This is a genomic window from Enterobacter cloacae complex sp. SYL003 (assembly GCF_049236925.1).
In the GTDB taxonomy this organism is placed as follows: Bacteria; Pseudomonadota; Gammaproteobacteria; order Enterobacterales; family Enterobacteriaceae; genus Enterobacter; species Enterobacter intestinihominis.
In genome coordinates, this window is the sequence record NZ_JBMKJK010000006.1 from 44,298 (window position 1) to 62,312 (window position 18,015).

Annotated in this window: 18 protein-coding genes; 6 read left to right on the plus strand and 12 right to left on the minus strand. The window is 57.5% G+C overall.

Features of this window, described 5'->3' with window-relative positions; genetic code table 11:
* Positions 1–66: 66 nt before the first annotated feature.
* Complete coding sequence (rhtB, locus tag ACOT1A_RS09440; RefSeq protein ID WP_006812363.1) at positions 67–687, plus strand: homoserine/homoserine lactone efflux protein; 621 nt, start codon at positions 67–69, stop codon at positions 685–687.
* Here rhtB and rhtC read toward each other — a convergent pair.
* From rhtC to pldA, 3 genes are all read right to left on the minus strand, one after another.
* Positions 684–1,304, minus strand: a complete 621-nt coding sequence (gene rhtC / locus ACOT1A_RS09445) for a threonine export protein RhtC (protein ID WP_006179256.1) — start codon at positions 1,302–1,304, stop codon at positions 684–686. The genes rhtB and rhtC overlap by 4 nt on opposite strands.
* Before the next feature lie 61 nt (positions 1,305–1,365).
* Positions 1,366–3,195 carry an ATP-dependent DNA helicase RecQ gene (gene recQ / locus ACOT1A_RS09450; RefSeq protein WP_105322894.1) on the minus strand — a complete coding sequence of 610 codons (1,830 nt, stop codon included), beginning with the start codon at positions 3,193–3,195 and terminating at the stop codon, positions 1,366–1,368.
* Between the two features lie 90 nt (positions 3,196–3,285).
* Positions 3,286–4,155 (minus strand): phospholipase A, encoded by an 870-nt coding sequence (pldA, locus tag ACOT1A_RS09455; RefSeq protein ID WP_276169993.1) that lies wholly within the window; start codon positions 4,153–4,155, stop codon positions 3,286–3,288.
* 160 nt (positions 4,156–4,315) lie between these two features.
* Here pldA and yigI point away from each other — a divergent pair, with 160 nt between their 5' ends.
* Complete coding sequence (yigI, locus tag ACOT1A_RS09460; protein WP_006812366.1) at positions 4,316–4,783, plus strand: acyl-CoA thioesterase YigI; 468 nt, start codon at positions 4,316–4,318, stop codon at positions 4,781–4,783.
* 51 nt (positions 4,784–4,834) lie between these two features.
* On the plus strand, positions 4,835–5,731 hold the full coding sequence (gene rarD / locus ACOT1A_RS09465) for an EamA family transporter RarD (protein WP_105322893.1): 897 nt from the start codon (positions 4,835–4,837) through the stop codon (positions 5,729–5,731).
* A gap of 43 nt (positions 5,732–5,774) precedes the next feature.
* Here the strand turns inward: rarD and corA are convergent, their stop codons facing one another.
* The 8 genes from corA to lptM all read right to left on the minus strand — a co-directional run bounded on the left by corA (position 5,775) and on the right by lptM (position 12,706).
* Positions 5,775–6,725: a magnesium/cobalt transporter CorA gene (gene corA, locus ACOT1A_RS09470; RefSeq protein ID WP_003860807.1), complete on the minus strand. Its 951-nt coding sequence runs from the start codon at positions 6,723–6,725 to the stop codon at positions 5,775–5,777.
* 150 nt (positions 6,726–6,875) lie between these two features.
* Complete coding sequence (gene ysgD, locus ACOT1A_RS09475) at positions 6,876–6,932, minus strand: YsgD/CorL family protein (protein WP_212743980.1); 57 nt, start codon at positions 6,930–6,932, stop codon at positions 6,876–6,878.
* A gap of 149 nt (positions 6,933–7,081) precedes the next feature.
* Complete coding sequence (gene uvrD, locus ACOT1A_RS09480) at positions 7,082–9,244, minus strand: DNA helicase II (RefSeq protein ID WP_017383586.1); 2,163 nt, start codon at positions 9,242–9,244, stop codon at positions 7,082–7,084.
* Positions 9,245–9,323: 79 nt separating this feature from the next.
* Positions 9,324–10,040: a 5-amino-6-(5-phospho-D-ribitylamino)uracil phosphatase YigB gene (gene yigB, locus ACOT1A_RS09485; RefSeq protein WP_022646664.1), complete on the minus strand. Its 717-nt coding sequence runs from the start codon at positions 10,038–10,040 to the stop codon at positions 9,324–9,326.
* Positions 10,040–10,942, minus strand: coding sequence for a tyrosine recombinase XerC (gene xerC, locus ACOT1A_RS09490; protein WP_022646663.1), 903 nt, complete (start codon positions 10,940–10,942; stop codon positions 10,040–10,042). The genes yigB and xerC overlap by 1 nt, the downstream gene beginning before the upstream one ends.
* Positions 10,939–11,646 (minus strand): DUF484 domain-containing protein, encoded by a 708-nt coding sequence (locus ACOT1A_RS09495; protein ID WP_105322892.1) that lies wholly within the window; start codon positions 11,644–11,646, stop codon positions 10,939–10,941. Before ACOT1A_RS09495 ends, xerC begins: the two co-directional genes overlap by 4 nt.
* Positions 11,643–12,467 (minus strand): diaminopimelate epimerase, encoded by an 825-nt coding sequence (gene dapF, locus ACOT1A_RS09500; RefSeq protein ID WP_023299045.1) that lies wholly within the window; start codon positions 12,465–12,467, stop codon positions 11,643–11,645. The genes ACOT1A_RS09495 and dapF overlap by 4 nt, the downstream gene beginning before the upstream one ends.
* A gap of 35 nt (positions 12,468–12,502) precedes the next feature.
* On the minus strand, positions 12,503–12,706 hold the full coding sequence (lptM, locus tag ACOT1A_RS09505; protein ID WP_003860815.1) for an LPS translocon maturation chaperone LptM: 204 nt from the start codon (positions 12,704–12,706) through the stop codon (positions 12,503–12,505).
* 135 nt (positions 12,707–12,841) lie between these two features.
* On the opposite strand from lptM, the gene cyaY reads away from it, so the two are divergent.
* The gene (cyaY, locus tag ACOT1A_RS09510; protein ID WP_023305228.1) at positions 12,842–13,162 is read left to right on the plus strand and encodes an iron donor protein CyaY; all 321 of its coding nucleotides are present in this window, start codon (positions 12,842–12,844) and stop codon (positions 13,160–13,162) included.
* Between the two features lie 278 nt (positions 13,163–13,440).
* Here cyaY and cyaA read toward each other — a convergent pair whose 3' ends face one another.
* A complete protein-coding gene (gene cyaA / locus ACOT1A_RS09515; RefSeq protein ID WP_022646660.1) occupies positions 13,441–15,984 on the minus strand; it encodes a class I adenylate cyclase in 2,544 nt (847 codons plus the stop codon).
* Between the two features lie 349 nt (positions 15,985–16,333).
* On the opposite strand from cyaA, the gene hemC reads away from it, so the two are divergent.
* Both hemC and hemD read left to right on the plus strand, forming a co-directional pair.
* Positions 16,334–17,275 carry a hydroxymethylbilane synthase gene (hemC, locus tag ACOT1A_RS09520; RefSeq protein WP_023305227.1) on the plus strand — a complete coding sequence of 314 codons (942 nt, stop codon included), beginning with the start codon at positions 16,334–16,336 and terminating at the stop codon, positions 17,273–17,275.
* Positions 17,272–18,012, plus strand: coding sequence for a uroporphyrinogen-III synthase (gene hemD, locus ACOT1A_RS09525; RefSeq protein WP_105322891.1), 741 nt, complete (start codon positions 17,272–17,274; stop codon positions 18,010–18,012). The genes hemC and hemD overlap by 4 nt, the downstream gene beginning before the upstream one ends.
* Positions 18,013–18,015 lie beyond the last annotated feature (3 nt).

The window sequence follows — 18,015 nt, forward strand, 5'->3', positions numbered from 1 at the left end:
ACCGGTCACAAAATGACTCAACAATAGCGTATTGTGGCATAAAAACAGACGATCCGGGAGTTTCAAATGACCTTCGAGTGGTGGTTCGCTTACCTGCTGACATCCATCATCCTCAGCCTTTCACCTGGCTCGGGCGCAATCAACACCATGACCACCTCCATTAATCACGGCTATCGCGGCGCGGCGGCGTCAATTGCCGGTTTACAGACAGGGCTTGGCATTCACATTGTGCTGGTGGGGATTGGTCTGGGCACGCTGTTCTCCCGTTCGGTGCTGGCCTTCGAAGTGCTGAAATGGGCTGGCGCAGCGTATCTTATCTGGCTGGGCATTCAGCAGTGGCGCGCCGCAGGCTCGATTGATCTGCATACGCTCTCCCGAACGCAAACACGCGGCCACCTGTTTAAGCGCGCGGTATTCGTTAACCTGACCAACCCGAAAAGCATTGTGTTCCTCGCCGCCCTGTTCCCGCAGTTTATCGTGCCGCATCAGCCCCAGGTGATGCAGTACGTGGTGCTGGGCGCGACCACCATAATTGTCGATATCATTGTGATGATTGGTTACGCGACGCTGGCGCAGCGAATTGCGGCGTGGATCAAAGGGCCTAAACAAATGAAGGCCCTGAACAAAGTCTTTGGTTCGCTGTTTATGCTGGTTGGCGCGCTGCTTGCGTCAGCGCGTCATGCTTAGCGAGAAATGATGAGATGAATGCCGAAGCCGGCGAACAGTGCGCCGGCAAAGCCGTCGATCCACTTCGCGATGCGCTGGTAGCCGCGACGCATCGCCGGTAAAGCAAACAGGCTTGCCACAACGGTAAACCAGGCGAACGTCTCAACAACGATTAGCAGGAAGATCCCCCAGCGCGCGCCCGCACCGACGTTATCCCCCACAAACAGCGAGAACACAGAGCCGAAGTAAATAATCGCTTTCGGGTTCGCCAGGTTAGTCAGCAGCCCTTTCACAAAGCTACGGCCACCCGTTGCCAGCTCAACCTTTGGCTCTTCCGGCTTTTTCTCTTCTTTCTTCAGCGCCCCGCGCAGCATCTGGTAGCCCATCCAGCACAGGTACAGACCGCCGCCAACCATGATGATGTTATGCAGCCACGCCATTTTCGCCAGGATCAGGTTCAGACCAAGCAGCGCAACCGCCGCCCAGACCATAACGCCCATGGTGATACCGAGCACACCCATCATCGCCTCTTTGCGGGAGCGGCTGACGGCCGTTTGTGACACGAAGAAGAAGTCAGGGCCAGGGCTCATCAGCGCAACGATGTGCACTAACGCCACGGTGAGAAATAGCATTAACATAATTAGCTCGCGGGGAAATAATGAAGTGAGTCATCATCCTGGCACTTTTTCGCCCGGCTGACTACTCCTCATCATCACCATCAGCGTGGGAACGGATAAGCGCCATAAACTCTTTACCAAAGCGCTCCAGTTTGCGCGTGCCGACGCCGTTGACGCTGAGCATCTCGCTGGCGCTGAGTGGCATTTGCTCGGCCATCTCGATCAGCGTCGCGTCATTGAACACCACGTATGGCGGGATGTTCTCTTCATCGGCAATGGCTTTACGCAGCTTGCGCAGCTTGGCGAACAGCTTGCGATCGTAGTTGCCGCCGTAGGATTTCTGCATCACGCGCGGCTTCAGGGCGACGACGCGCGGAACGGCGAGCTTTAGTTCAACCTCACCGCGCAGGACCGGTCGCGCCGCTTCGGTAAGCTGAAGCGCAGAGTGCTGAGCAATATTTTGCGTGGCAAAGCCGAGATGGATCAGCTGGCGGATGATGCTTACCCAGTGCTCGTGGCTCTGGTCTTTCCCGATGCCGTAAACCGGCAGCTTGTCGTGCCCCATGTCGCGGATACGCTGGTTGTTAGCCCCGCGCAGCACTTCGACGACGTAGCCCATCCCAAAGCGCTGGTTCACGCGTCCGATAGTCGAGAGCGCTTTGCGCGCGTCCATCAGACCGTCGTACTGCTTCGGCGGGTCGAGGCAGATATCGCAGTTGCCGCACGGCGCCTGACGCCCTTCACCAAAGTAGTTGAGCAGCACCAGACGGCGGCAGGTTTGCGCTTCGGCGAAGGCACCCATCGCGTTAAGCTTGTGGCGTTCGATATCCTGCAACTGCCCCTGCGGTTTCTCCTCGAGACAGCGGCGCAGCCACGCCATATCCGCCGGATCGTAAAACAGCATCGCTTCCGCAGGCAGGCCATCACGCCCGGCGCGGCCGGTTTCCTGATAGTAGGATTCGATATTGCGCGGGATATCAAAGTGCACCACAAAGCGCACGTTAGGCTTGTTGATCCCCATCCCGAACGCCACCGTTGCGACCACGATTTGCAGGTCGTCGCGCTGGAATTTTTCCTGAACGTCGGCGCGGATGTGGTTTTCTAACCCGGCATGGTATGCCGCCGCGCTAAAGCCGCGATTTTGCAGACGCGCAGCGGTGTCTTCCACCTTCGCGCGGCTGTTGCAGTAGATGATGCCGGACTTGCCGCGCTGCTCCTGCACGTAGCGCAGGAGCTGATCCAGCGGCTTGAACTTTTCCATCAGCATATAGCGGATGTTCGGCCGGTCGAAGCTGCTGACCTGAATATAGGGGTCTTTCAGCCCCAGCAGGCGAACGATATCCTGACGCGTGGTGTCATCCGCCGTGGCGGTAAGCGCCATAAACGGCAGCTCAGTGAAGCGCTGACGCAGCTGGCCGAGGGCGGCATATTCCGGGCGGAAATCGTGCCCCCACTGGGAGATACAGTGCGCTTCATCCACCGCCAGCAGCACCGGGTTCCAGTGCGCCAGGTGATCGAGGAAGTTGTCCAGCATCAGGCGCTCTGGCGCGATATACAGCAGGCGGATCTGCCCGGTGCGGCACCCGGCCATCACCTCTTGCTGCTGCTCGCGGGTTTGCGTCGAGTTAAGACAGGCCGCCGCCACGCCGTTGGCAAGCAGCTGGTCGACCTGGTCTTTCATCAGGGAAATAAGGGGGGAGACCACAACCGTCAGGCCATTAAGTACCAGCGCGGGCACCTGATAGCAGAGCGATTTTCCGCCGCCGGTCGGCATGACCACCAGGCAATCGCGGCCTTCCAGCACGGTTTCAATGATGGTTTCCTGGCCAGGACGGAACTGCTGGTAGCCAAAGGTTTCATGCAAAACCTGTTTAGCCAGCGATTCCTGATTCAATACTTCCGCCTGCGCCACGTTAACCCCATATGCCAGAAATGAAACAGGCGCTATTTTCAGCGCCTGAGAGAGAAACTTCAACGTTTAACGCAAAAACATTCGAGCAGCTTAGAAAATATCGTTCAGCATGACGCCCACACCAACGCGGGTCTGGTTGAAGTTATAGTCGATCAGCGATTCGCCATAACCGCTATACACCTGGGTATAGAGACGAACGTGTTTCGTCACCGGGTAGCTCAGGCCCAGCTCTGCGCCGCCGTAGCCGGTATTCCAGTTGTACTGCCCTTTGGCGCTCAGCACCGCGTCACCCAGCTGATAGCCCACTTTAAGCTGATAATAGCCCATGTATTTGGTGATATCCGGGTTGTCATCGGTGCTGCCCACCACGTACCACGGCTTCACTTCCACCATGAAATTGCCGTTCTGCGCCATCAGACGCGTATAGACGCGATTCCAGCTGCGTGAGGTTGGGTCGGAACGACCGTTGGAATCGTGGTTATAGCCCACCTCCACGTCGCGCAGCTTCCAGCCTGCAAACTCATAATCAGTGGCGAAACCGAGGAACAGCTGCGGTTCATAGTTGGTTTCGCGGAACGGTGAAGATTCCCCGCTGTTGGAGAGCTGCCACCATGATTTCTGCGTGTAAGATGCACCAAGCACCGAGTTCGGCCCCAGGATGCCGCGCCATAACGGGAAGGCCAGGCTGAGCTGGAACTTCACCTCATCTTTACGCGCATTGTCAGACCAGTTATAGGAACTTATCGCCTCTTTGTTGAGATCGCTGGTCTGGGTATAGATCACGTAGTTTGTGTCATAGGGGTAGAGCGTGAACGGATTATCATGCTCCTGAAGCATATTGGCGATGATGCTGCCCTGAACGGCAGGTTTATCATGCACTTCTTTGATCGTCGCTTCCTGCGCATATGCTGTGAGGGGCAGCGCAACCGCCGCCAGTAACCAACCCAGATACGTCCGCATCGGTGGTGTTCTCCTGAAATTGTGACATTTAATGAATAGTTTTGTCCGGGCATTCTACAGACTTCTGCGATAACTTCCGCTTCCTCGTTTCTTAAAGTGGCATTCCTTTATCCTGAAGCATAAAATCAACATTTTGTTAACAACAAGGATGCCACGTCAGATGTCAGCCACACTCACCGCCGAAGAAACCTTAAAGCTCGTGGGCGAGATTTTTGTGTACCACATGCCATTCAACCGTGCACTGGGTCTTGAGCTGGAGCGATACGAAAAAGACTTCGCTCAGCTGAGTTTCAATAATCAGCCAATGATGGTCGGTAACTGGGCACAAAGCATTTTGCACGGCGGGGTGATTGCCTCTGCGCTGGACGTGGCGGCCGGTCTGGTGTGCGTGGGCAGCACGCTGACGCGCCATGACACCATCAACGAAGATGAGTTACGCCAGCGCCTCTCGCGCATGGGAACCATCGATTTACGTGTCGACTATCTGCGTCCGGGACGCGGAAACCGCTTCACCTGCACCAGCAGCCTGCTGCGCGCCGGGAATAAAGTTGCCGTCGCCCGCGTTGAGCTGCATAACGAGGAGCAGGTTTATATCGCCAGCGCAACCGCCACTTATATGGTGGGTTGAGACGGCAAATTCGGGTAAAATTACTTCACTTTTTTGTAACGGATTTTCCCGATGGATGCTAAACAGACGCGGCAGGGCGTTTTACTCGCCCTTGCCGCTTATTTTATTTGGGGTATCGCGCCGGCGTACTTCAAGCTTATCGCCTATGTCCCGGCGGACGAGATCCTCACTCACCGCGTCATCTGGTCGTTTTTCTTTATGATTGCGCTGATGAGCATCAGCCGTCAGTGGTCAGGCGTCAAAACGCTACTGAAAACCCCGAAGAAGGTCTGCCTGCTTGCCCTCTCTGCGGTGCTGATTGGCGGAAACTGGCTGCTGTTTATCTGGGCGGTGAATAACCATCACATGCTCGAAGCCAGCCTGGGCTACTTCATTAACCCGCTGGTGAACATCGTGCTGGGGATGATTTTCCTCGGCGAACGTTTCCGCCGGATGCAGTGGGTGGCGGTGATTCTGGCCCTCTGCGGCGTGCTGGTACAGCTGTGGACCTTCGGCTCACTGCCGGTTATCGCCCTGGGGCTGGCGTTCAGCTTTGCCTTCTACGGCCTGGTGCGTAAAAAAATCGCCGTGGAAGCGCAGACGGGAATGCTGTTTGAAACCCTGTGGCTGCTGCCTGTCGCCGCGATCTACCTGTTCGGTATTGCCGACAGCGCCACCAGCCACATGGGCAGCAACCCATGGTCGCTGAACCTGATGCTGATGGCGGCGGGCGTGGTCACGACGATTCCCCTGCTGTGCTTCACCGGCGCGGCAACGCGTCTGCGTCTCTCGACGCTTGGCTTCTTCCAGTACATCGGCCCGACGCTGATGTTCCTGCTGGCGGTGGTGTTTTACGGCGAGGTGCCGGGTGCGGATAAGATGGTGACGTTTGCCTTTATCTGGGTGGCGCTGGCGATTTTCGTTGCGGATGCAATTTATACCCAGCGCAGGACTCGCAGAGGAATTTAGGTGCTTTGTAGGGCGGGTAAGCGCAGCGCCACCCGCCTGATTTTTACAACCAGTTCTTCCGCTTGAAGTACAGGTACGGCGCCAGCCCGGCGAGGATCATAAAGATAATCGCCCCCGGGTAGCCAAAGCTCCACTTCAGCTCCGGCATAAACTCAAAGTTCATCCCGTAGCTGGATGCCACCAGCGTCGGCGGCAGGAACACCACGGAAACCACCGAGAAGATCTTGATGATGCGGTTCTGCTCGATGTTGATAAAGCCCATTGCCGCCTGCATCAGGAAGTTGACCTTCTGGAACAGGGATTCGTTGTGCGGTAGCAGGGATTCAATATCGCGTAAGATCTCACGCGCCTGCTCCAGCTGACCGCCCGGCAGACGCGCCTTGCGAACCAGGAAGTTCAGCGCGCGCTGGGTATCCATCAGACACAAACGCACCTTCCAGCCGATATCTTCCAGCTCTGCAAGCGTGGACAACGCTTCGTCGTACTCATCGCCCTGATGGCCTTCCATGATCACGCGGCTCAGCTTTTCCAGGTCGCTGTAGATGTTTTCGATTTCATCCGCCAGCTGTTCGATTTTGGTTTCGAACAGATCCAGCAGCAGCTCATAGGCGTTACCGTCCATCATCGCCTGGCTGCGGGCGCGCATGCGGTAGAGACGAAACGCAGGCAGTTCACGCTCGCGCAGGGTGAACAGGCGGCCATCGCGGATGGTAAACGCCACGGTGGAGTTCCCCGCGTGGTCTTCGGCATCTTCGAAGAAGAAGAAGGAGTGAATGTGCAGGCCGTCTTCGTCTTCAAAAAAACGGGCGGATGCTTCGATGTCTTCCAGTTCCGGGCGTGTCGCCAGGCTTTGCCCCAGTTCAGATTGTACGCGAAGGCGCTCATCGTCGTCCGGCTCGACCAGATCCACCCATACGGCATCAATGAGGGGCTGTGACTCTTCGGCTTCAAGCCGAGTCAGTCGGTTATTTTCGAGTTGAAATGCGCTCAACATGACCGGGACTCCCAATGCAAAAAATATCGGACAGTTCGGTGGGCACACAGAAACAAATTGGGTTTCAGACCATTAAACAGCCTGACTCAGCGCGACGGGAATGATGCAGTCGCTGACAACCACTAAGGCCATCAGCAAGAGGAGATAGCCTTAGGAGTTGTTCCTGGATGACAGGGAATTGAGCCAGTATCTACTGGGTGTGTCCAAGGCGAATGTCCTCTTAGCGTAATCGTGCGCGCATGTTACGCCAGCAATAACTGTGGCGTCAACACGCAACGGAACGCTGAAGGGCATTAATTGACCTTCAACGTATAAGGCTAGCAGATTATTACAAAATAGTGATATTTTTCTGAAAGTTACACACTTTCCAGCTTGGCATAGGCTGCCACCAGCCATTTGATCCCCTGCCCCTGGAACGCGACCTGCAAACGGCTGTGCTCGCCGCTGCCTTCCAGATTGACGATGGTGCCTTCGCCAAACTTCGAGTGGCGCACGCGCTGGCCCAGCTTGTAACCGGTATCGGTTTCCGAGATTGGCGAGCCCATACGCTGATGACTGACCGGACGGCTGATGCTGGCGCGCAGGCGCACCTCTTCCACACACTCTTCCGGCAGTTCGCCGATAAAGCGCGACGGACGGTGATACACTTCTTTCCCGTACAGGCGGCGGGTTTCCGCGTAGGTCAGGGTCAGTTTCTGCATCGCACGGGTCACGCCCACGTAGGCCAGACGACGCTCCTCTTCCAGACGCCCGCCTTCATCCAGCGACATCTGGCTCGGGAACATCCCCTCTTCCATCCCGACGATGAACACCTGCGGGAACTCCAGACCTTTCGCGGAGTGCAGGGTCATCAGCTGAACCGCATCCTGCCAGGTATCGGCCTGCCCTTCACCCGCCTCCAGCGCGGCGTGAGAGAGGAATGCCTGCAACGGCATCAGGTCTTCGTCTTCTTCGTTGTAGCTGAACTGGCGCGTTGCCGTCACCAGCTCCTCTAAGTTCTCAATACGGGTCTGGCCCTTCTCGCCTTTTTCCTGCTCGTACATGGTGCGCAGGCCGGAATCTTTGATTACCCGGTCAGTCTGGACGTGCAGCGGCATGTCGGCCGTTTCCTGCGCCAGCGCGTCGATTAACTCCAGGAAGCGCTGCAATGCGCTGGCGGCGCGCCCGGCGAGTGCTTTTTCCTGTAACAGCTCGCGGCATGCCTGCCATAGCGTGAGCTGACGATCGCGCGAGGCCTGACGCACCACGTCCAGCGTACGATCGCCGATGCCACGCGTCGGCGTGTTCACCACGCGCTCAAACGCCGCATCGTCGTTACGGTTGGCAATCAGACGCAAATACGAGAGCGCATCTTTGATCTCCTGACGTTCGAAGAAGCGCATACCGCCATAAATTCGGTACGGCATGCTCACCTGCAACAGCGCCTCTTCCAGCACGCGCGACTGGGCGTTGCTGCGATAGAGAATGGCACACTGCTCCAGCGCACCGCCGTTCTCCTGCCAGGTTTTAATGCGGTTCACCACGAAGCGGGCTTCGTCGAGCTCGTTGAAGGCGCAGTAAATCGAAATCGGTTCGCCGTCGACGCCATCGGTCCACAGCTTTTTACCCAGTCGCCCGTTGTTGTTCTCAATCAGGGCGTTGGCCGCGCTCAGTATGTTGCTGGTAGAACGGTAGTTCTGCTCCAGACGGATGGTTTGCGCGCCGGGGAAATCGTTGAGAAAGCGCTGGATGTTCTCCACCTGCGCGCCGCGCCAGCCGTAGATAGACTGGTCGTCATCGCCCACGATCATCACCTTGCCGGTATCCCCGGCCAGCAGGCGGATCCACGCGTACTGAATGTTGTTGGTATCCTGGAATTCGTCCACCAGAATGTTGGTGAAGCGTTCACGGTAGTGTTGCAGGATATGTGGTTTGTTCAGCCACAGCTCGTGGGCGCGAAGCAGCAGTTCGGCGAAATCCACCAGACCGGCGCGATCGCACGCTTCCTGATAGGCCTTGTAGACGTTCTGCCAGGTCTGCTCGACCGGGTTACCGAAGCTCTGAATGTGGTGCGGACGCAGCCCTTCGTCTTTCTGACCGTTGATGTACCACATCGCCTGACGCGGCGGCCACTGCTTCTCGTCGAGGTTCATCGCCTTGATCAGACGTTTCAGCAAGCGCAGCTGGTCTTCGCTGTCGAGGATCTGGAAATCCTGCGGCAGGTTAGCGTCCATATGGTGCGCGCGCAGCAGACGGTGCGCCAGGCCGTGGAAGGTGCCAACCCACATGCCGCCCTGGCTGGTGCCCATTAGCTGTGCGATACGGTGGCGCATCTCCGCCGCCGCCTTGTTGGTGAACGTCACGGCCATAATCGAGTACGGCGAGCAGTTCTCCACGCTCTGTAGCCAGGCGATACGGTGAACCAGCACGCGCGTCTTACCACTGCCCGCTCCAGCCAGTACCAGCAGGTTTGTACGCGAGGCGGCAACCGCGTCACGCTGTTTGTCATTAAGGCTGTCGAGCAGGTAAGAAACGTCCATTGGCACCGTCACGTCATGTCGGGCGGGCAAATGTTTCCATTCGCCAAAACCCTGTTAATTTATACAGAACAATTGATGATTATATCAGCGTCGTGAGGGATGCCAACCGTGAAATTTCCACGTGCGGCAGAAGACGGCTATCCGGGGTAGTCATCAGATCGGCATTTTCCGGCTTGATCCAGCAGGCCTGCATGCCGCAGCGGATCGCCCCGGCGACGTCCGTGGTCAGGTCGTCGCCCACGTGCAGGATCTCACCGAGCGGCAAATCCAGTTTTTCCGCCGCCAGATGATACATATCGTTGAACGGCTTCGAGCGTCCGTGCGGGCCCGCGCGCAGCACGAACTGAAAATAGTTCCCCAGACCAAACAGTTCAGGCTGAGCGTTGCCGTTGGTAATGGCGACCAGCGGCCACTTTTCGGCGAGCTTCGCCAGCGTGTCGTGGGTCTCCTGCGGCACGTCGATTCGGCTGCGCCATTTGGCGAAGTTTTCCATGGCCGCTTCAGCACCCATGGCCGCGTCCTGCGCGCTCAGGCCGGCATTGAGCATCGCCTGCTCAACCGCACGGCGGCGCCATTCGGTCACGTCATGGTAAATTTCCGGCTCGGTTTCCCGCAGGGACTGACGCAGCTTCTGGAACTCTTTGTTCTGGATCGCTTTCAGCGCAGGATGGTAGTTTTGCACAAACGCCAGCGACTCCTGCTCGGTACGCAGGATCACTGGGCGGTTGTCGTAAAGGGTGTCATCAAGATCAAACGTCAGGGCTGAGATCTGACCGAGTGGGCGGTAAAAACGCATTATTTCCCCCGTTTGGCGCGTGGATGCGCCGCGTCATACACCGAGGCAAGGTGTTGGAAGTCTAAGTGGGTATAGATTTGGGTGGTCGACAGATTCGCGTGACCAAGCAGCTCCTGTACGCCGCGCAGGTCGCCGCTTGATTCCAGCATGTGCGTCGCAAAAGAGTGGCGCAGCTTATGCGGGTGAACGTGGCTGTTCAGCCCCTGCTTAATGCCCCACTCCGCAAAGCGCTTCTGCACGTTACGCGCCGAGATCCGCTTGCCGAGCTTCGACAGGAACAGCGCATCCTCTTCCGCGCCAAACAGACCGCGCAGATCCAGCCAGTGCTCAATCCAGGAAACCGCATTGCGGCCGATCGGCAGGCGGCGCTCTTTGCTGCCCTTGCCCATCACCCACACTTCGCCAGATTCCAGATCGAGGTGCTTTAAGTCGAGGTTCACCAGCTCAGAGAGACGCAGGCCCGCGCCGTACATCACCTCCAGCATCGCGCGGTCGCGCACGGCCAGCGGATCGTTAAGATCGATATCCAGCAGGCGGTTTACGTCGTCGACGTCGATATTTTTCGGTAGATGACGCGGGGCCTTTGGCGTGGCGATCCCTTTTGCCGGGTTGGCTTTCAGACCGCCCTGGCTGACCAGCCAGTCGAAGAAACTGCGCAGGGCAGAGAGCCGGAGCGCCAGGCTCGCCGGGCTTAAGTTTTTTTTACGGCTACGCACAACGAAGCCGCGAACCGTGGCGGCGTCACATTGTTGCCAGCTTTTCAGGCCGATTTCATCGGCAATCTGCATGATGGCATCAAGCTGACGCTGATAGTTGAGCAGCGTAATAGGGCTAAGCTGGCGCTCAACGCCCAGATAGCGCAGAAAACGGGTGACGTCAGTGGCGAGCAGTCCGTCCGTCATACGCGCTCAATCCAGCGCTCCAGCAGCTCAGGCAGCATCAGGGCGATCTCCTGCAACAGTTGCGTGCCCTGCCCCTGTTCATAATGATGCGCGTCGCGGCTGGTAAATAACATCACGCCCAGGTCACCATCGCGCCCCATCAGCGACATCGCCACCGAGCCGATAGCTTTGGCTTCCGGCAGCACCACCAGCAGTTCTGGCCCGTTAAGCGGCCCCAGATAGTGGTGCTCATTGCCCAGACGCTGAATGCGCAGCGGCTCAAACGCCTGACGGCTCAGCGCCAGATGGGTAAACCCGGACGGCGCGCCAATGCGCCAGCGGTCGGGAAAGAGACGGATCGTCGCGCCTGCCAGCCCCAGCTCGCGCGCCCAGCGGTGGAAGCGGTTGAGGAACTCTTCGAGACTGTGCGCGGAAGCCAGACGCGCCTGAAGGTGCAGAAGACGATAGAACAGGCTTTCGTTATTGCTGGCCTGCTCCATCAGCAGCGTCATGTTCTCTTCGAGCTGATTGATGTGGTTGCGCGAGCGCGCCATGTGCCATTCAACCAGCGACACGGTCTCGCGAACCGGATGCGGCACGCGCATCCTTTCGACGACGCGTGCATTGCGGATAAAAAACTCAGGATTGTGCAGCAGGTAATCCACAACAGCGCTGTCGTCCAGCTCCGTTACAGGTTCCCGCAGTTCTTCCCCTGGTTGCTTCATAGATGGATAAACCCGTCATAAACATGTGTCGCCGGGCCAGTCATGTACAGTGGATGACCCGCTCCTTTCCAGGCGATATCAAGACGCCCGCCCGGTAATTCCACGCGAACCTCTTCCGCCAGTAACCCCTGTGAGATACCGACGGCCACCGCCGCACAGGCACCGCTTCCGCAGGCCTGGGTTTCGCCCGCGCCGCGCTCGTAAACCCGCAGGCGAATGTGTTCACGCTTCACCACCTGCATGAAACCGATGTTCGCCCGCTCCGGGAAGCGCTCGTGGCTTTCCAGCACCGGGCCGAGCGTTTCAACCGCCGCAGTTTGCACATCATCTACCTGAATCACGCAGTGCGGGTTACCCATCGAGACGACGCCGCACAATACTGTCTGCTCGGCGGCACGCATAATATAGGTCTTTTCCGCTTTGTTGGCGCGAAACGGCACGGCAGCGGGTTCGAAGTTCGGCTCGCCCATGTTCACGCGCACCAGTTCGTCGTCGGTGACGCTGAGCACCATCCGGCCATTGGCGGTGCTGACGCGGATATCGCGCTTGTTGGTCAGCCCTTTCAGCCGAACAAAGCGGGCAAAACAGCGTGCGCCATTGCCGCACTGGGAAACTTCGCTGCCGTCGGCGTTAAAAATGCGATAGTGGAAGTCCAGGTCAGGATCGTAAGGCGGCTCCACCACCAGCAGCTGGTCAAACCCCACGCCCACGTGTCGATCCGCCAGGCGACGGATCAGTTCCGGGGAGAAAAAGACATTCTGCGTTACCGCGTCGACGACCATAAAGTCGTTGCCAAGGCCATGCATTTTAGAGAACTGCATCATTTGCTCCATTGCGCGGGTACAGAACGTAATTGTCAGAGATTGACCTGAGTCGGGCCGCCGTTATTGCCGCGATCGTTGGTATCCGGCGTAGATGACTCGATACCACTTTGCACTGGTTTTGTCGGCGGTGGTGCGTTTTTATCCTCTGGCGGGAAGTACAGTGGTCCCTTCAGTCCACAGCCGGTCAGGCTAAACAGAGTGACAAGAACGACAAGCGTTCGGAAGACGTTTTTCATGTAGAGGTTGCCCGTAAGTTCAAATCTGTTTCTATCATCGCAGGAGAAGACACAAAAGCAAGAGTTTGCCGCTTTCCTGCAACGGGAATTATTTAGCGTTATACTGCCGCCATCACGAAAAACAGGAATAAAACCATGAACGACAGTGAATTTCATCGCCTTGCCGATACCCTGTGGATGACCATCGAAGAGCGTATCGACGAGTGGGACGGCGACAGCGATATCGATTGTGAAATCAACGGCGGGATCCTGACCTTAAGCTTCGAAAACGGCAGCAAGATTATTATTAACCGTCAGGAGCCGCTTCACCAGGTGTGGCTGGCGGCGAAACAGGGCGGCTATCACTTTGATCTAAAAGGTGACGAGTGGATCTGCGACCGCAGCGGCGAAACGTTCTGGGATCTGCTGGAGCAGGCGGCGACCGCGCAGGCGGGCGAGGACGTGAGTTTCAGGTAGTTTTGTTGCCCGGTGGCGGCTACGCCTTAGCGGGCCTACAACGGCTCGAACCATAGTCCGGGTAAGCGTGAGCGCCAACCGCAACAGCAGCTCGGACCGTAGGCCGGGTAAGCGTGAGCGCCACCCGGCAACAGCAGCTCGGACCGTAGGCCGGGTAAGCGTTAGCGCCACCCGGCAACAGCAGCTCAGACCGTAGGCCGGGTAAGCGTTAGCGCCACCCGGCAACAGCAGCTCGGACCGTAGGCAGGGTAAGCGTTAGCGCCACCCGGCGAAAAGGGTCAGGAGAAATACTGCTGCAACAGCGGCGCAGTTTCCTGGTTAGCGGGCACCGCAGGGGTAATCGCCTGCGTACGGAACGGGATCACCTGCGCTCGTCCATCCACATTCACAATCTGGTAGAACTGCGGCAGGTTGAAGTTGATAAAGCTTGAGCCGTAGGTAAAGCGATCGTGCGAGGATGAATAGAACCGGCTGACGTCGCGCACCAGCTCCTCTTTGCTGCCTTCACAGTGGTGATACACCTCGGCACGGTTGGTTTCATCCAGAATGTAGATATTAAACCCGGCGTTATCGCCCGACTCCTCGAAGAAGAACTGAATAATCCCTTCACTCGCAAAGCCATCCACCACCTGCGGCAGCTTAACGTGGTTGGTTTCCACCTGAACCGACAGGCCATGCAGTTTGTTGTGTGAAATCGCGCCGTAGAATTCAATGGCGTTCTCCAGCTTCTGCACCGACACGTTCAGGCGCTCAAAGAACAGCCCCCAGGTCTGGCCGGAGACGCGCAGCGCTTTAAAGCGTCCGGTTTCATTCCGGGTGCTGGAAAGACGCAATTCGATGCACTCAGACACCAGCTGCTGCACGCGGGTACGAATCAGGCCGCGAAGGTGCTGGCTGTAGCAGAACACCTCCACGCTGTCCGGCGGCGCGGCGTCCTGGTGCATCTTGCCGAGGATCGTTTTCAGCGCCTCGATCATCGCCTGCTCGCCGTTAAAGTGCAGGGTACGCACTTCGTTCCACGAGTTGCGGTACAGCAGATCCACGCTGCCCACCAGGCAGTTTTGCTGCTCACCGAAGCTAAAGACGTCCAGCTTACGGAAGTCAAAGTGAACCACCTGATTGCGGAAGGCCGCCGTCGGGTCGTATTCCAGGTTGACGATGATCGCCAGATGGCGAATCTCACACGGGCTGTAGAGCGCTTTTGGCGTCGGCGCAGGCAGACGCAGTGGGAAGTGGTGCGAGACATCCGCCACCATCTCCTGCAATTTGGCTAAATCGACCACCTCGTTGCCCTTGATAAACAACCGGGTGCGTGAGGTGAGAAGGCCGTTAAACCAGGCCCAGGCCACCAGCTTGTTAAGGTAGCGGTTATACTCCAGCGGCTGATGGCTGATGATCGAATCCATGCTTGGCGCACGGTTGTACAGATACCACCCGGTGCGGTTTGCGCGGCCCGGCGGCACGTAGATAAAGGTCAGATTCGGTTCAGACAGGTCAGGCGAAATCTGTGGGTTCACCAGCGTTACCTTGCCCGGCAACGCTTCAAACGCGGCGTACAGTTTACGGGTCAGCACCCCGATATCCTGTGGGCTGGCAGAAACGCTAAGGTTGTTACGGCGGGCAAAGCGGATCAGGTTGCGGTAGCTCTGCATCATCGCATCAAGCAGCTCGTTGTGCGCCTCGCGCACCTGATCGATTTTCCAGTTGGCGCGGTTGTCAAGCATGGCGAGACGCGCTTCGTCCCATCCCCACTCTTTGACTAACTGGCTGACCACTTCGCGGCGCCAGCCAACGCAGGCGCGCTCGCGGCTCAGTTTTTCACAGACTTTGAGATAGAAACATCGACGCACCAGGTCAAGACGCGTGGCGTCATCAATGGCCGTCAGGTATTCGGTGACGCGTTCCAGCATCATGCAGTAGGCATCAAGCCCGTAGGAGACGATCTCCCCGTCGTGCAGACGCTGCTTAATGTCTTTCGCCAGCAGACGCGGGGTGGGGTATTCCCAGGAGTAGGCTTCCAGCAGCAGGGTTTTCAGCACCGCTTTGTACGGTGAATCAATGCTCTTATAGAGCTGCCAGAGGCTTGCACCAAAGTACTCTTCGGCGGACAGGGAGCTCAGACCGCCCAGATCCAGCCACTCGTTTGGCGTCAGTACGCCCTGCGAGTAAAGCGACATGACGTAGTCGTCATAATTCTCTTCTTCATCGCACGGCACCATATTCCACAGAATACGTTTTCCGGCCAGGCGAACCGCAGTACGGTAAAACTCATCCAGCAACAGAATGTGCTGAGTCGAGCCGCAGTCTTCACCACCCAGACTGCCGCTTTCGTTATGGCGGAAACGGTTTTCATCAATCAGGAAGAAGCTCACTTCCACGCCGAGCGACGCCGCCCAGCTCTCCAGCAGACTGCATTTACGCTGCAACAGCTGGCGCTCTTCATTGTCGAGCCAGGACTGATGGCAGACCCAGATATCCAGGTCAGAAGAACAACTTTGCCCAACCGATGACGTGCTGCCCATGGAGTAAACCCCGGTAATCGGCAGCTCGCCTTTCGGCGAAACCTGCGGCGGCATACCACGGTAAAGCTCAAGTTCAGTCAGATAGTGCTGTTGGGTTTCATCAGGCGTGAAGAGGCAAATGCCCTGGGGAACGTTACCATCGAGGTAACCCGGCATTAGCGGATGGTGATAGTGCAACAATGTCGGCAGTAGACTGTATACCTGCTGGAAAGCAGGGCCCATGGCAGCAAGCGCGCGATCCACACGCAATTGATTGATGGCATCCAGTCTCTGTTTCAGAGTCTCAATATAGAGGTACAAGACGTATCGCCTGATGTTTCCGGGTGTCGCACGCCAGTCAAAACAGAACAAGCAGCGGACCCGCAGTATTTCAAAAAATAACCGTTACCCTTTTTCGCCTTGTTGTTTTCTGGTGGTACAGACGAAAAAATGGTCTAAAACGTGATCAATTTAACACCTTGCCGGTTGACCGTAAAGAAAGATGCGCTACATACAAGTGTAGCACCGTTCTGTACGTGTAAATTCCTGAATACGGCGGTGGCTGACGCGAACGCCGCCCTGTCCCTCTCACTCTTCATCAACCGTAAAACTGCCATCCGAGTGTCAACAATGTTAGGATGGTTAGCGATTGATAATGACGGTAACAAGCATGTTAGACAATGTTTTGAGAATTGCCACACGCCAAAGTCCTCTTGCGCTCTGGCAGGCACATTATGTTAAGCAGCGCCTGGAAGCCTGCCACACCGGATTACGCGTTGAGCTGGTGCCAATGGTCACGCGTGGCGATGTCATTCTTGATACGCCGCTGGCCAAAGTGGGCGGAAAGGGTCTGTTTGTCAAAGAGCTGGAACTGGCATTGCTTGAGAACCGCGCCGATATCGCCGTGCATTCGATGAAGGATGTGCCCGTTGAGTTCCCGGAAGGGCTGGGGCTGGTGACCATCTGCGAGCGCGAGGATCCGCGCGATGCGTTTGTCTCTAATCGCTATGACTCGCTTGATGCGTTGCCGGCAGGCAGCGTGGTCGGCACGTCAAGTTTACGCCGCCAGTGTCAGCTGGCTGAACGTCGCCCGGATCTGGTGATTCGCTCGCTGCGCGGGAACGTCGGCACACGCCTTGGCAAGCTGGATAACGGCGACTACGATGCCATTATTCTTGCGGTTGCGGGCCTGAAACGCCTGGGGCTGGAAGAACGTATTCGCGTGGCGTTGCCGCCGGAGCTGTCGCTCCCCGCCGTCGGCCAGGGTGCCGTCGGCATTGAGTGTCGTCTGGATGATGCGCGTACTCAGGCACTGCTCGCGCCGCTGAATCATGACGATACCGCCGTTCGCGTAAAAGCCGAGCGCGCGATGAATACTCGCCTCGAAGGAGGCTGTCAGGTGCCAATTGGCAGCTATGCTGAATTAACTGACGGTGAGCTGTGGCTGCGTGCGCTGGTTGGCGCGCCGGACGGCTCGCAGATGGTTCGCGGTGAACGTCGCGGCAAGCCGCAGGATGCCGAGGCGCTTGGCGTATCGCTGGCGGAAGAGCTGCTGAATAACGGCGCGCGTGAAATTCTGGCTGAGGTCTATAACGGAGAGCCCCCTGCATGAGCATACTTGTCACCCGCCCTTCTCCCGCAGGAGAGCAGTTAGTGAGCCGTCTGCGCGCACTGGGGCAGGTGGCCTGGAGTTTTCCGTTGATTGAATTCTCCCCCGGTCGCGAGCTGCCTACGCTCGCTGACCAGATGCGTGCCTTGCAGGAAGGTGATCTGCTCTTTGCGCTATCGCAGCATGCCGTGGAATTTGCCCATGCGCAGCTGCAACAGCAGGGCGTTAAATGGCCCCACGCACCCCGCTATTTCGCCATCGGGCGCACCACGGCGCTGGCCTTACATACCGCGAGCGGAATCGATGTTCGTTACCCGTTAGATCGGGAAATCAGCGAAGTCTTGCTACAATTACCTGAATTACAAACTATTGCCGGAAAGCGTGCGCTCATTTTGCGCGGCAACGGTGGCCGCGAACTGCTGGGCGAAACGCTGCGCGAACGCGGCGCAGACGTGACGTTTGTGGAGTGCTATCAGCGCTGTGCGAAACACTATGATGGCGCGGAAGAAGCCATGCGCTGGCACGCGCGCGGCATTAATACGCTGGTGGTTACCAGCGGTGAAATGTTACAACAGCTTTGGTCGCTGATTCCGCTTTGGTATCGCGAAAACTGGTTACTCCGCTGTCGGCTTCTGGTCGTCAGCGAGCGTCTGGCGAACCACGCCCGGGAACTGGGCTGGCAGGATATTCGGATCGCTGATAACGCCGACAACGATGCGCTGCTGCGCGCATTACAATAACTC